The sequence below is a fragment of the Ottowia cancrivicina genome, from assembly GCF_029813755.1.
GTDB classification, from domain to species: domain Bacteria; phylum Pseudomonadota; class Gammaproteobacteria; order Burkholderiales; family Burkholderiaceae_C; genus Ottowia; species Ottowia massiliensis.
In genome coordinates this window covers 263,513-275,973 of the sequence record NZ_JARVII010000001.1, presented here as the reverse complement: position 1 = coordinate 275,973, position 12,461 = coordinate 263,513, and the positions used below count along the sequence as shown (strand labels likewise).

General features: G+C 64.4%; 13 protein-coding genes. 6 read left to right on the top strand and 7 right to left on the bottom strand.

Annotated elements, in window-relative coordinates; all coding sequences use genetic code 11:
* Positions 1–250: 250 nt before the first annotated feature.
* Positions 251–625 carry a fluoride efflux transporter CrcB gene (crcB, locus tag QB898_RS01250; protein WP_279523481.1) on the bottom strand — a complete coding sequence of 125 codons (375 nt, stop codon included), beginning with the start codon at positions 623–625 and terminating at the stop codon, positions 251–253.
* Between the two features lie 31 nt (positions 626–656).
* Entirely contained in the window at positions 657–1,664 is a 1,008-nt protein-coding gene (locus QB898_RS01245; protein ID WP_279523480.1) for an asparaginase, read from the bottom strand.
* A gap of 254 nt (positions 1,665–1,918) precedes the next feature.
* Between QB898_RS01245 and QB898_RS01240 the strand changes: the two genes are divergently transcribed.
* Together QB898_RS01240 and QB898_RS01235 are read left to right on the top strand one after the other, a co-directional pair.
* The gene (locus QB898_RS01240) at positions 1,919–2,227 is read left to right on the top strand and encodes a hypothetical protein (protein ID WP_279523479.1); all 309 of its coding nucleotides are present in this window, start codon (positions 1,919–1,921) and stop codon (positions 2,225–2,227) included.
* 26 nt (positions 2,228–2,253) lie between these two features.
* On the top strand, positions 2,254–2,748 hold the full coding sequence (locus tag QB898_RS01235; protein ID WP_279523478.1) for a hypothetical protein: 495 nt from the start codon (positions 2,254–2,256) through the stop codon (positions 2,746–2,748).
* A 104-nt stretch (positions 2,749–2,852) separates the two neighbouring features.
* Here QB898_RS01235 and cobA read toward each other — a convergent pair whose 3' ends face one another.
* The 5 genes from cobA to QB898_RS01210 form a co-directional block, all read right to left on the bottom strand.
* Positions 2,853–3,671 carry a uroporphyrinogen-III C-methyltransferase gene (cobA, locus tag QB898_RS01230; protein WP_279523477.1) on the bottom strand — a complete coding sequence of 273 codons (819 nt, stop codon included), beginning with the start codon at positions 3,669–3,671 and terminating at the stop codon, positions 2,853–2,855.
* Positions 3,671–4,327 carry a hypothetical protein gene (locus QB898_RS01225; RefSeq protein WP_279523476.1) on the bottom strand — a complete coding sequence of 219 codons (657 nt, stop codon included), beginning with the start codon at positions 4,325–4,327 and terminating at the stop codon, positions 3,671–3,673. Before QB898_RS01225 ends, cobA begins: the two co-directional genes overlap by 1 nt.
* 1,609 nt (positions 4,328–5,936) lie before the next feature.
* On the bottom strand, positions 5,937–6,464 hold the full coding sequence (locus QB898_RS01220) for a hypothetical protein (RefSeq protein ID WP_279523475.1): 528 nt from the start codon (positions 6,462–6,464) through the stop codon (positions 5,937–5,939).
* A gap of 120 nt (positions 6,465–6,584) precedes the next feature.
* Positions 6,585–8,024 carry a threonine synthase gene (gene thrC / locus QB898_RS01215; RefSeq protein ID WP_279523490.1) on the bottom strand — a complete coding sequence of 480 codons (1,440 nt, stop codon included), beginning with the start codon at positions 8,022–8,024 and terminating at the stop codon, positions 6,585–6,587.
* Positions 8,025–8,103: 79 nt separating this feature from the next.
* Positions 8,104–9,426, bottom strand: coding sequence for a homoserine dehydrogenase (locus QB898_RS01210; RefSeq protein ID WP_050716093.1), 1,323 nt, complete (start codon positions 9,424–9,426; stop codon positions 8,104–8,106).
* A gap of 345 nt (positions 9,427–9,771) precedes the next feature.
* Between QB898_RS01210 and QB898_RS01205 the strand changes: the two genes are divergently transcribed.
* From QB898_RS01205 to QB898_RS01190, 4 genes are read left to right on the top strand one after another with little or no spacing between them, the layout of a single operon-like run.
* The gene (locus tag QB898_RS01205; protein ID WP_279523474.1) at positions 9,772–10,749 is read left to right on the top strand and encodes a Bug family tripartite tricarboxylate transporter substrate binding protein; all 978 of its coding nucleotides are present in this window, start codon (positions 9,772–9,774) and stop codon (positions 10,747–10,749) included.
* 58 nt (positions 10,750–10,807) lie between these two features.
* Positions 10,808–11,224: a lactoylglutathione lyase gene (gene gloA, locus QB898_RS01200; RefSeq protein WP_050716091.1), complete on the top strand. Its 417-nt coding sequence runs from the start codon at positions 10,808–10,810 to the stop codon at positions 11,222–11,224.
* A 32-nt stretch (positions 11,225–11,256) separates the two neighbouring features.
* Positions 11,257–11,907 carry an endonuclease III gene (gene nth, locus QB898_RS01195; RefSeq protein ID WP_050716090.1) on the top strand — a complete coding sequence of 217 codons (651 nt, stop codon included), beginning with the start codon at positions 11,257–11,259 and terminating at the stop codon, positions 11,905–11,907.
* A gap of 13 nt (positions 11,908–11,920) precedes the next feature.
* Complete coding sequence (locus QB898_RS01190; protein WP_050716089.1) at positions 11,921–12,283, top strand: DUF488 domain-containing protein; 363 nt, start codon at positions 11,921–11,923, stop codon at positions 12,281–12,283.
* The last annotated feature ends 178 nt before the right edge of the window (positions 12,284–12,461 follow it).

Below are 12,461 nucleotides of genomic sequence, written 5' to 3'. Positions count from 1 at the left end.
TCTGGATGGCTTTGCGCTCGGCTTCCAGCGCGCGGAAGGCCGCTTCGTCCAGAAAAGGCTGCGGGTTTTTGCGGGTGGCCAGGCGCTGGAGCACGCCCTCCAGGTCTTTGCGTAGGAGTTGGGGATCAAGCATGGAGCGCGATTGCAGGAAGGCGCTTGCTCGGCCAGGGGCTGCTTAACTCTATTTTTGATAGCAAATAGAAGGCCATGAAAACGCCTCCATCGCACGGTTTGACGGGCTTTGCCGCTATCAAAGCAGGAGCAAACGCACCAGTTTCAGCCCCGCCATCACCATGCCCGCAACGCCCAGCGTGTGCAGCGCCGCCGTGGCCAGCGCGGCCAGCCAGCGCTGCGTTTGCAGCATGTGCACTATTTCTACGCCAAAGCCCGAAAACGTGGTGAGCGCGCCCAGAAAGCCGGTCATCACCGCCAGCCGCCAGGCCGGATCCAGCCCCGGCCAGCGCTCAAATGCAGCCAGCGCCACGCCCGCCAGCAGGCCGCCTGCCAGATTGGCCGCCAGCGTGCCCCAGGGCAGCCACGCGCCGGGCGTGTTCAGTGCCTGCGTCAGCGCCCAGCGGGCCAGCGCCCCCGCGCAGGCGCCAAGGCAAAGGGCCATCAGATTCATGTTGCTGTGGTTTCAGGTGGCGGGCAGGCGCTCAATACCGCTCGAACAAGGCTTGCAGCGCCGCTGCGTCTTGCGTGCGCGTCAGCCCCAGCGCCATGAGCAGGCGCGCTTGCGCGGGCGTTTGGTCATCAGCGCACAGCCACAGCGGGCTGCGGGCCGAGGCGGGCAGCGCGCCGCTGCCTGCGCGGCTGGCGCGCACCAGCCACACGCCTTGCGCGCGCAGGCGCCGGGCTTGGGCTTGCAGCGCCTGCGGCACGGTGCCGATGCCAAAGCCCGCGTGGACGATGGCGCGCGCGCCTTCAGCGGCCAGCGCCTGCCAGGCGGCCGCGCTCATGCCGCCATAGCTGGCGGCCACGGCCACGGCGGGCAGCGCATGCAAGGCGTCGGCGTCGAATTCGCTGGCCAGCGTGTGCGGGCGGCAGGGGGCGCGGTAAAAGCGCGGGCCGTCGTCGGCCACCAGCCCCAGCGGGCCGTAGGGCGATTGCAGGGCCTGCACTTGCGCGGCGTCGCGCTTGGCCACGTCGCGCCCGCTCCAGATGGCGCCGTTCATCACCACCAGCGCGCCCTGCCCCGCCGCGCGCGCGCTGGCGGCCACTTGTACGGCCTGGTAGAGGTTGAGCGGCCCGTCGGCGCCCAGCGCAGTGGCCGCGCGCATGGCGCCGGTGAGCACGACGGGCTTGGCGGTTTTGAGCGTCAGGTGCAGCAAATAGGCGCTTTCTTCCAGCGTGTCGGTGCCGTGGGTGATGACGATGCCGTCCACATCGCCCTGCCGCGCCAGCGCCGCCACGCGCTGCGCCAATTGCAGGCGCTGCGCGTCGCTGATGTCCGCCGAGTCCAGCGCGAACAATTCATGCACTTGCACCTGCGCCAGTTGCGCCAGCTGCGGCACGGCTTGCAGCAGCGCCTGGCCCCGCAAGGCCCCGGCCACGTAGGCGGCTGCCGTGCTGTCGGGGCCTGCTCCGGCAATGGTGCCGCCCGTGGCGAGCAAGGCAATGCGGGGCAGGCGGCGAGGGCGGGCGTGGGCGGAGGCGGCAGTCATGGCAGGGCGAAAAACGGCGGCAAAGCGCGGCAGCGGATACGCGCTGGCGAAAAGCGGCGATCGTATTCGCGCCATGGCCCGGTGGGTTCAGTTGGCACAGGGCCGCTTTTTCCGCTGCCGGGCGGCCTCTGCGCCTGCGGCGCGCGCCCGTGGTTCTCGGGGAATTCCCAGGGGAATGGACGGCTCAATTCAAGAATCGTTCTCATATACTTGCCGCGCACCCTGCCCGCTCCGCTCTCTTGGGAAAGCCCGCCATGCGTCATCCAGCCCCCGCCGCCGAACAAACCGCGCCGCCCAGCTCCCAGGCCCTGTTGATCAACACGCTGACGCTGATGACGGGCTACGCGCAGGCGCCCGCCGGTACTTTCCATCGCAGCCTGCTGGCCGGACAGGTGGCCCAGCAACTGGGCGAGCTGGCCGCACGGCCGCGCATCAGCCCCGCCATGCGCGCGCTGTTCATGCGGCTGGCAGGTGAATGGGTGCTGCTGGCCCCCGCTGCGGAAGCCGCGCCCGCCCAGCCTGCTGGCGGCGCGGGGCGCCACAGCCCGGCGGGCGTGCAATGAAAGCCATGGTTCAGGAGGTTCAACCTATGAGCGCACGCTTGTCCGCTTCCCGCTTTCCCGCTTGCGATCTGGCCCATGAACACGGCGTGCTGCTGCGCCAATGGGCGGGCGCGCAGCAGCGCATCAGTGACATGGCCGCCGCCCATGCCCGCCGTTGCGCGGCGTTGGAGACCGAACTCATGCGCCAGCGCGCCCGCTGGGTTATCGCCACCACGCGCCTGCTCTGGGGCCTGGGCTGGCCCGGGCTGACGCCGCTGCCCGGCCCCGCCCGCAAGGCCGCCAGCCCGCGCGGCGGTATGCCCCCGCTGCGCAGCGTGCAAGACGTGCTGTGCCAGACCGGCTGCGCCAGCCACGGCCACGCCTGGCTGGATGAGGCCTCCGGCGACTGCCGCCTGAATGGCCAGCCCTGCGCGCGGCAAAAAAGCGCGGACCGGAACGGGCAAGACGCAGAGCAGAGCATGAGCCGGGAGCAGGAAACACCCGCTCAAATCAGCTCCTCTATTCATAGCAATATGTCCTAGTGGAAACTGCGCGAAACGGCATTTCCACCCCCTTCAATTCGCTCCTTTTTTGCGAATAGCCTTGGCGGATTTGATGGCCGTGATCAGGCCGTGAGCCGCGCCAGTCAGCCAGCCGCCACGGCTTGGCCTTGCTCCGTTTGCTCCGCCTCGCGCCGCAGCGCCTCGCGCGCGCCCAGCACCACATCGCCCACCACCACGATGGCGGGGCTGCCCAGGCCGCCTGCCTGCATCGCCTGCGCCAGGCGGCCCAGCGTGGTCACGCACTGGCGCTGGCCGGGCCAGGTGGCGCGCTCGATGACGGCGGCGGCCGTATCGGCGGGCAGCGCGCGCAGCAGCCCAGCCTGTATTTCGGCGGCATGGCCCGCGCCCATGTAAATGACCAGCGTGAGCTGCAAATCACGCACAGCCTCGCCCATGCGCTGCCAGCGCGCGGCTTGCTGCTGCGGCTGGTGCGCCTGCGCATGCAAATGCCCGCTGGCAAAAATCACGCCGTGCGCGCGCTCGCCATGCGTGAGCGGCGCGCCCAGGCTGCCCAGCGCCGCCAGTCCGGCGGTGATGCCATGCACCACGCGCGGCTCGTAACCGGCTGCGCGCAGCTGCTGCACTTCTTCGCCGCCCCGGCCAAAAATGAACGGGTCGCCCCCTTTGAGGCGCACCACCGCCTGTCCGGCGCGCGCTTCGCGCAGCATCAGCGCGCCAATGTGCGCCTGCGGCGTGCTGGCCTGCCCGCCGCGCTTGCCCACGCGCAGCACGCGCGCGCCAGGCCGCGCGTGGGCCAGCACGGCTTCGTGAACCAAGTCATCCACCAAAAGGACATCGGCGCTGGCAATGGCCTGCACGGCCTGGAGCGTGAGCAGTTGCGGATCGCCCGGCCCCGCGCCCACCAGCGTGACGCAGCCCGGCGGGCCTGGCCTGGCCGCCATCACGCCTGAAGCGATTCATCAAACGGCATCACCTGCACCAGCTGCGGGTGATTCACCTCGTCCACCAGCATGGTTTTCACGCGCGCCTGCCAAAGCTGCGCAAAGCGGGCCAGCTCCTGCTCATGGGCCGCGCCCGCCACGGCGCGGGGCATGAGCGCGCGCATCTCGTCGCCAAAAGGCGCAATGCTGGCGTCCAGCGCCACCTGCACCGCCTGGCCGCTGTCCCGCCGGCGCAGCGCCAGCACGCCCCGCATGGGCACATCAAAGCGCAGCAGGTTGCGGCGGCCAAAGCGGTGCGCCGGGCCTATGCCCGCAAAACCCGTTTCGGGCGCGGCGCCCGTCAGCAGCGTGGCCACGGCGGCCACCACGCCCGTGGCGCCGTCTTCGCGGCCTTCGGCCATCATCACCTCGATGCCGCCGCGCTCGGGCAGCTGGCCATCGGCATACAAATGCCCCAGCCCCTTGACCACCATGAGATAGGCCCCCGCTACCGTCGGGCACGAATGCCCGGCCAGCCGCACCGCATCCACATAGCGGTAGGTGATGACGCCGCCAGCGGCAGCCCCCAGAAACTGCGCCAGCGCGTCATGCACGCGCAAAACGGGCGCCTGGTCAAAGAAAGCGGGAAATTCATCGGCAGGCTGATGAACGGACATGGCAAAAGCGCCTTTCACGCGAAGAAGTGGATGGAATGAAACAAAGCGCGGCATTGTCCACGCAAGCCCTTTGCCCGCACGCGCCGCAAGCCCAAAGCCCGCCGCCTGCCCACACGCCGCTTACATGCCGAATGCCATCAAAAACAGGAGCTGAATCAATGGGTGCAAAATACCGTTTGGCGCGCGTTTTACCAGGACGTCATGCTATGAATGAAGGAGCGAAATAGAGCTGTGCATTCCGCTTGCCTTTTCTGCCCGCTTTGCTCATCGCTGGCGCTTTCAAGCTGCCCGCTCCTTCATGGATCGCTCCTGGAGCGCGCGCAGGGCTTCAGCGCCTGTCCTTCAACACCCAATGAATAGCAAAAGTACCCAAGCGGCATAACCGACGCGTAGTGGCAAGTGCTGGCCGTGTGGGATGTGCTGCTGCGCCAACAAGTGCGCGCCAAGGCGGGCAGGCGAGCCAGACCCAGCGTGGCCGTCATCGACCCCATCGCTCAAGACTGTCTCAAAAGGGAGCAGCGCAGATATGACGCGCAGACAAAAAGATCAAAGGCACGATGGGCTGCTGCTGGCTGTGCTGGTGCACTCGGCAGACATTCAGAACCGGATAGAAGCCGGGGCTTTACTGGTGAGGCTGGGCAGGCTTGCTCGCCTCTGGCTTTGCTGCGCGCGCACTGGCTGCAACAGCGTCAGCGCCAAGGTCAAAACTGGCGCTGAAAGTGAGGCAAGAGCATGAGGGGCTTCAGTTTGGCGTCAGCAGGCAGGCTGACAGTGGCAGGATGAGGGTCTGCCGCATCAGAAACAGGAGCAAATTTCGGGGGTATGAAAACGGTTTTCCCGCACATTCCACTAGGACGTATTGCTATTGAATAAAGAGCAAACAGGCGACAATGGAAAGGTGCAAGCGCTTTCTTGGGCGGGCGGCATGAAGCGGCGCAGATGGGGCAAACAAGGCCGTGGCCAGGGCCTTTGGCCTGGCTGGCGCCGCCAAAAGAAGCGCTGATCCATTAGGCCCCGAATGGCTGGCATGAAAACATGCTTTTCGCAACAGGCCCGGCGCCATGATTTTCTTGGGAATTGAATCACCGCAAATGATGTTTTCTGATTTGAATGTTAGTTTCTGGCGTCTTCTTTCTTGTCCGCAAACCCGGCATTCAACGAATCATCCGCAGCAGGCGGCAAGGCGGTTCATTTTATTGTTTAGAGCCAATCTCCCAGTTTGCAAACGTATATTTGTACAATTTTTATGATCAGCAAGCCGGGAATCATCAGCACTGGCGACAAAATCATCAATATCTCGCGATCGGTGTTTGCTCCATATACAAACAAGAATGTACAAAGAAATGCCCAAACCCCGCCAGAAAAATATGTCCACCTCGGAATGTAAACAGACCATTCTTTGCAATGCGGGCATCTGACATCATGCCATGAACTAGCGAAAGTATATAACCACATATGGAGATATACCTTGAGACGTAAATTGATGGTCTGCTTGCAAAAAGGACATGTTTTCTTTATTCGCATAAAACACCTTAATGATATCTTGGTCTCATCAACGCAAAGAGGAAAACTGCATCATGCGCCAATACACAGGATATACTCAATAAATTCAGTCGAAACTCGTGAAATCATATTCGTCCTCGTACTTTTTTTCTCCCTCGATTAATTTAGTGCGAAATATCAAAATAGTATTTAAAATAGGCCATACCGCCGGCCACATGGCAAGGCCCCATATCAAATATTTTCCGTCAATGATGTGGCCCCACCCCCAAGTTTCTAATTTAAGACAAATCCCAAGGAAGATGATTGGGTATAAATGTGCCAATATAACAAAACAATACGATAACCACTCCAACGAGAATCTGGATTTTTTCTTGCAGTGTGGACAAACGACGACACGATCCATTTTTCCGAAATAGCTTCGAACTCCTGGCGGCGGAGATTCCGTATACAAATCCTTAAAAATCCATTTGCGCAGTGGAAATTCCATTTCATAAGAACAACAGGGGCATTTTTTGACCGTCATTTCGGCAACCTTTCCTTGTTTCCGTGCAGTTGAAAATGGTTTCATCAACATGGCCCATCCCGGAATCTGCTGCTCTCGATCATCCCTGCAAACCGACAGATTCCAGAACAAGAGCTGTTTTCCGGCTTTTATTCTGTCTCCCTATCCCGGTTTTTCATGGCTTGCCGCCCGTTTATCAAGCCAGTTCCCGGGATTTGGCTGTTTTGCTTTCAAGGCGCGCCGGGTTCGCGCTTACGCGCATTGCTGCGCGATGAAGGCTTTGATGGCTTGCGCGTCCGCTGGCATGACGCGCACGCGGCGGGGCAGGTTTTCGATGCCGTTGAAGGCGGCAGGGCGGTCCGGGTCGCGGCCCAGGGCTTCGCGGATGGTGGCGGCAAATTTGATGGGCAGCGCCGTTTCCAGCACGATCATGGGCGTGTCTTTTTGCGCCAACTGGCGGGCCACTTTCACGCCGTCGGCGGTGTGGGTGTCCACCAGCACGCCGTACTGCTCGTGCACGCTGCGGATGGTGGCCAGACGGTCGGCATGGGTGCTTTTGCCGCTGGCAAAGCCGAATTGTTCGCGCGCGGCGGCAAAGCGCGGGTGGCGGCTCAAATCAAACTGGCCTTGCTGCGCCAGCGTTTGGCCAAAGAGGGCGCGGGTGGCGGCGGCGTCGCGGCCCAGCAGGTCGAACACGAAGCGCTCGAAGTTGCTGGCCTTGCTGATGTCCATGCTGGGGCTGCTGGTTTCAAACGTTTCGGCGCTGCCGCGCACGCGGTACAGGCCCGTGCGGAAGAATTCATCGAGCACGTCGTTTTCATTGGTGGCGACGATGAGGCGGCGGATGGGCAGCCCCATCATGCGCGCCACGTGGCCCGCGCAGATGTTGCCGAAGTTGCCGCTGGGCACGGTGAAATCGACGGTTTGCGCTTCGCTTTGCGTGGCCTGCATCCAGCCCGCGAAGTAATAGACCACTTGCGCCAGCAGCCGCGCCCAGTTGATGCTGTTGACGGTGCCGATGCTGTAGCGGCGCTTGAAGGGCAGATCGGCGCTGACGGCCTTGACGATGTCCTGGCAGTCGTCAAACACGCCTTCGATGGCGATATTGTGGATGTTGGCGTCTTGCAGGCTGAACATTTGCGCCTGCTGGAAGGCGCTCATGCGCCCGTGCGGGCTGAGCATGAACACGCGGATGCCGCGCTTGCCGCGCATGGCGTATTCGGCGGCGCTGCCGGTGTCGCCGCTGGTGGCGCCCAGGATGTTGAGCTGCGCGCCCTGGCCGCCGTTTTTGCGCGCCAGCTCGTATTCAAACAAGTTGCCCAGCAGCTGCATGGCCATGTCTTTGAACGCGAGGGTGGGGCCGTTGGACAGGGCTTCGAGATAAAAGCCTTCTTCCAGCTTTTTGAGCGGCGTGATGGCGCGCGTGCCAAACACTGCGGGCGTGTAGGTTTTGGCGCACAGCTGCCGCAGGTCGTCGGCGGGAATGTCGTCGATGTAGAGCGAGAGGATTTCAAACGCCAGCGCGGCATAGCCTTCATCGCGCCACACCTGGCGCAGACGGGCCAGACCGGCAGCGTCCAGCTGCGGGTAATGCTGCGGCAGATACAGCCCGCCGTCGGGCGCCAAGCCCTCCAGCAAGATGTCGCAGAACTTGCGGGCAGTGGCATCGCCACGGGTGGAGAGGTAGTTCATGGGAGCCGGCTTTCTGGTTGCTTGTTCATTCATGGCTGGCGGGCCTTTGCTGGCCTTGGCCGAGCTTTGCCTTTGGGCATCAAGCTAGCTCTTCCTTGCGGATGCGCACGATGGGCGCGAGCACGGCGGGCAGTTGTTGCAGGCGCGCCAGCGCGGCGTTCATGCTGCCTTCCAGGGCGTTGTGCGTGAGGATGATGAGGTCGGTTTCGTGCGCGTTTTGCGCGGCGCTGCCTGTGCCGCGCTGGAGCACGGCGTTGATGCTGATGCCGGCGTCGGCCAGGATGCGGGTGACTTGCGCGAGCACGCCCGTCTCGTCTTTCACGCGCAGGCGCAGGTAGTAGCTGGTGATGACTTGTTCGATGGGCAGCACTTGCACGTGGCGCAGCGCGCCGGGCTGGAAGGCCAGGTGCGGCACGCGGTGCTGCGGGTCGCTGGTGGCCAGGCGGGTCACGTCCACCAGATCGGCGATGACGGCGCTGGCCGTCGGCTCGCTGCCCGCGCCTTTGCCGTAGTGCAGCGTGGCGCCCACGGCGTCGCCTTGCACGAGCACGGCGTTCATCGCGCCTTCCACATTGGCAATCAGCCGCCGGGCGGGAATGAGCGTGGGGTGCACGCGCAGCTCCACGCCTTCGCCTTCGCGCCGTTTGCTCATGCCCAGCAGCTTGATGCGGTAGCCCAGCTGCTCGGCGTATTGGATGTCGGCGGCGGCCAGCTGCGTGATGCCTTCCACGTAGGCGCGGTCAAACTGCACGGGAATGCCGAAGGCAATGGCGCTCATCAGCGTGGCCTTGTGCGCGGCGTCGATGCCTTCGATGTCGAAAGTGGGGTCGGCTTCGGCGTAGCCCAGGCGCTGCGCCTCTTTGAGCGCCACGTCAAAGTCCAGCCCCTTGTCGCGCATCTCGCTGAGGATGAAGTTGGTGGTGCCGTTGATGATGCCCGCCAGCCACTGGATGCGGTTGGCCGTCAGCCCCTCGCGCAGCGCCTTGATGATGGGAATGCCGCCCGCCACGGCGGCCTCGAAGGCGACCATCACGCCTTTTTTCTGCGCCGCTTCAAAAATTTCCGTGCCGTGCACGGCCAGCAGCGCCTTGTTGGCCGTGACCACGTGCTTGCCCGCCGCAATGGCTTCCAGCACCAGCGTGCGCGCCACGCCATAGCCGCCAATCAGTTCCACGACGATTTCGATGTCCGGGTTGGCGATGACCTCGCGCGCGTCGGCCACCACCTGCACGTCAGGCCCCACGATCTGGCGGGCGCGCTGGGTGTCCAGATCGGCCACCATGACAATTTCAATGCCCCGCCCGGCGCGGCGCTTGATTTCTTCCTGATTGCGGCGCAGCACGTTGAAAGTGCCGCTGCCCACGGTGCCGATGCCCAGAAGGCCGACCTGGATGGCTTGCATATGGTTTTCCCTATGGTTGAGCGAGTGCGAAAAAGGCGGGATTATTCCTGAGCGCCTGTCCGGCGCCTGGCTGTGAGGAGAGGAAATGGCGGGCCGCAATCAGGGCGGCCCAGGCGCAGCCGGTGAATGGCCGGCCTGAACGCGCGAAGCCGTATCTCGCATTGAGTGCGCCAGGCCATTCGAGGCGGCTATTTAGCCCCTAAATACATAGCGTGACGTCTTGGCGGAACCTGTTCTGGACGGCATTTCATAGCCCAAAAATCTGCTCCTGTTTCCGATGCTGTCTGGCTGGCAGAAGGCATGAAGGACAATGCCGCGTTGCCATTTTTGTCAGGAGACTGAAACATGACCGCACGCCGTTGCTTGCTGCTGTCCGCCCTCGCGCTGGCGGCGACCTGGGCCGCGCCTGCCGCCTGGGCGCAGGAGACTGCGCCGCTGCGCATCGTGGTGCCGTATCCGCCTGGCGGGCCGCTGGACGCAACGGCGCGGGTGCTGGCCGAGCGCGTGCAAGGCGAGCTGGGCACGGTGGTGGTGGACAACAAGCCGGGCGCGGGCGGCAATATCGGCATGGCCGCCGTGGCCAAGGCTGTGCCCGACGGGCGCACGCTGGGCGTGGCGGCGGTGGCCACGCTGGCCATCAACCCCTGGCTGTTTCGCAAGATGCCGTATGACGCGGCCAGAGACTTCGCCCCCGTCACTGCCGTGGCCCGCGTGCCCAATGTGCTGGTGATGAATGCCGAGGCCGCCCGGCAGCTGAAGATTGCCAGCGTGGCCGATCTGATCGCCTATGCCCGCGAAAACCCCGGCCAGCTCAACTACGGCTCCGGCGGCAACGGCAGCGCGGGGCATCTGGCGGGCGAGCTGTTCAAGCAGCAGGCGGGCATCGAGGCCACGCACATTCCCTTCAACGGCGCCAACCCCGCGCAGCTGGCGCTGCTGGGCGGGCAGGTGGACTTCAACATTGACAACCTGGCCAGCGCCGCGCCCAACATCAAAAGCGGCAAGCTCGTGGCGCTGGCCGTGACCAGCGCAAGCCCCAGCCCCATGCTGCCGGGCGTGCCGCCGCTGGCCGACACGCTCAAGGGCTTTGAGATTGACACCTGGTGGGGGCTGGTGGCCCCGGCGGGCACGCCCGCGCCGGTGCTGCAAAAGCTCTCGTCGGCTTTTGGCAAGGCGCTGGCCAGCCCGCAGGCGCAGCAGCGCTTTGCCGCCATCTGGGCCGAGCCGCTGCCCACCACGCCAGAGCAGTTCGGCGAGCTGGCCGAGCGCGAGCGCGGCCGCTATCAGGGCATCGTCAAGCTCTCGGGCGCGCGGGTGGACTAGGAACCTGCTTCAAAGCGCGCTTTTTCTTTTCTTCATCAACCCACAACAGACTTTTCCAATGCGCCTTCTTCACACCATGCTCCGCGTGGGCGATCTGGACCGCTCCATCCGCTTCTATACCGAGGTGCTCGGCATGACGCTGCTGCGCCGCTCCGAGAACCCCGAATACCGCTACACGCTGGCCTTTCTGGGCTACGAAGGCGGCAACCCCGGCCAGGCCGAAATCGAGCTGACCTACAACTGGGGCCAGACCCAATATGAAATGGGCACGGCCTACGGCCACATCGCCATTGGCGTGCCCGACGCCCGCGCGGCCTGCGAAAAAATCCGCGCCGCTGGCGGCTGCGTCACGCGCGAGGCCGGCCCCGTGATGGGCGGCAGCACCGTCATCGCCTTCGTGAGCGACCCGGACGGCTACAAGATCGAGCTGATCGAGCGCGCCGACGACACGGCCAGCGGCCAGGGCCTGCGTTAATTGGCGTTCGCTGCCGCAAGGCTTTTTCCGCCATGACGCCCGCGCAAATCGAGCGCTTTTTCGCCATCTTGCAAGCGGCCAATCCGCACCCCGAAACGGAGCTGGAATACGGCAGCGCCTTTGAGCTGCTGGTTGCCGTGCTGCTATCGGCGCAGGCCACCGACGCGGGCGTGAACAAGGCCACGCGCATTCTTTTTCCGCTGGCGCGCACGCCGCAGCAAATGCTCGACCTGGGGCTGGAGCGGCTGGAAGCGGCCATCAAAACCATTGGCCTGTATCACAGCAAGGCCCGCCACCTGCTGCAAACCTGCCGCATCCTCGTGGATGAGCACGGCGGCCAGGTGCCGCGCACGCGCGCCGCGCTGGAGGCGCTGCCCGGCGTGGGCCGCAAAACGGCCAATGTGGTGCTCAACGTCGCCTTTGGCGAGCCGACGATGGCCGTGGACACGCACATCTTCCGCGTGAGCAACCGCACGGGCCTGGCCCCCGGCAAAACGCCGCTGGCCGTGGAACAAAAACTGCTGGAGCGCGTGCCGCCGCATTACCTGCTGCACGCGCACCACTGGCTCATCCTGCATGGCCGCTACGTGTGCCAGGCGCGCAAGCCCCGCTGCTGGGAATGCGCCGTGGCCCACCTGTGCGACTGGCCGGACAAAACCCCTGCCCCTTCCAAAACCACATGAACGGAGCACCGACATGAGCGCCCCTGCCAACTTTCCCGCCGAGCGCATCTACGACTACGTACACGCTCCGCACAAAAGCGCCGTGCTGCTTGACCGCCTGTGGCCGCGCGGCATCAGCAAGGCCGCCCTGCAAGGCGTGGCCTGGGAAAAAGACGCCACCCCCAGCACCGAACTGCGCCACTGGTTCCACGAAGACCCCGAAGGGCGCTTCGACGAGTTCTGCCAGCGCTTCCGCCAGGAACTGGCTGCCCCCGCCGCCCAGGCCGCCCTGGAGCGCCTGCGCGCGCTGCCCCGGCCCCTGACTTTGCTCACCGCCGCCAAAGACCCTGCCCACAGCCACATCGCCGTGCTCCAGCAGGCGCTGGCCGGGCGCTGAAAGGCGCGAGGGCGGAGCGCAGCAGGTTCTCCATGCAGCTGGGCCGCGCCTTTGGCCTGCTTCGCCAGTCGGGAAATATCAAAAACAGGAGCGAATTCAAGGGGTAAAAAACGGCACCTGCGCCCGTATCTCTAGGACCTCATGCTATTTTTTCAGAAGCAATATGCTGCACTTACCA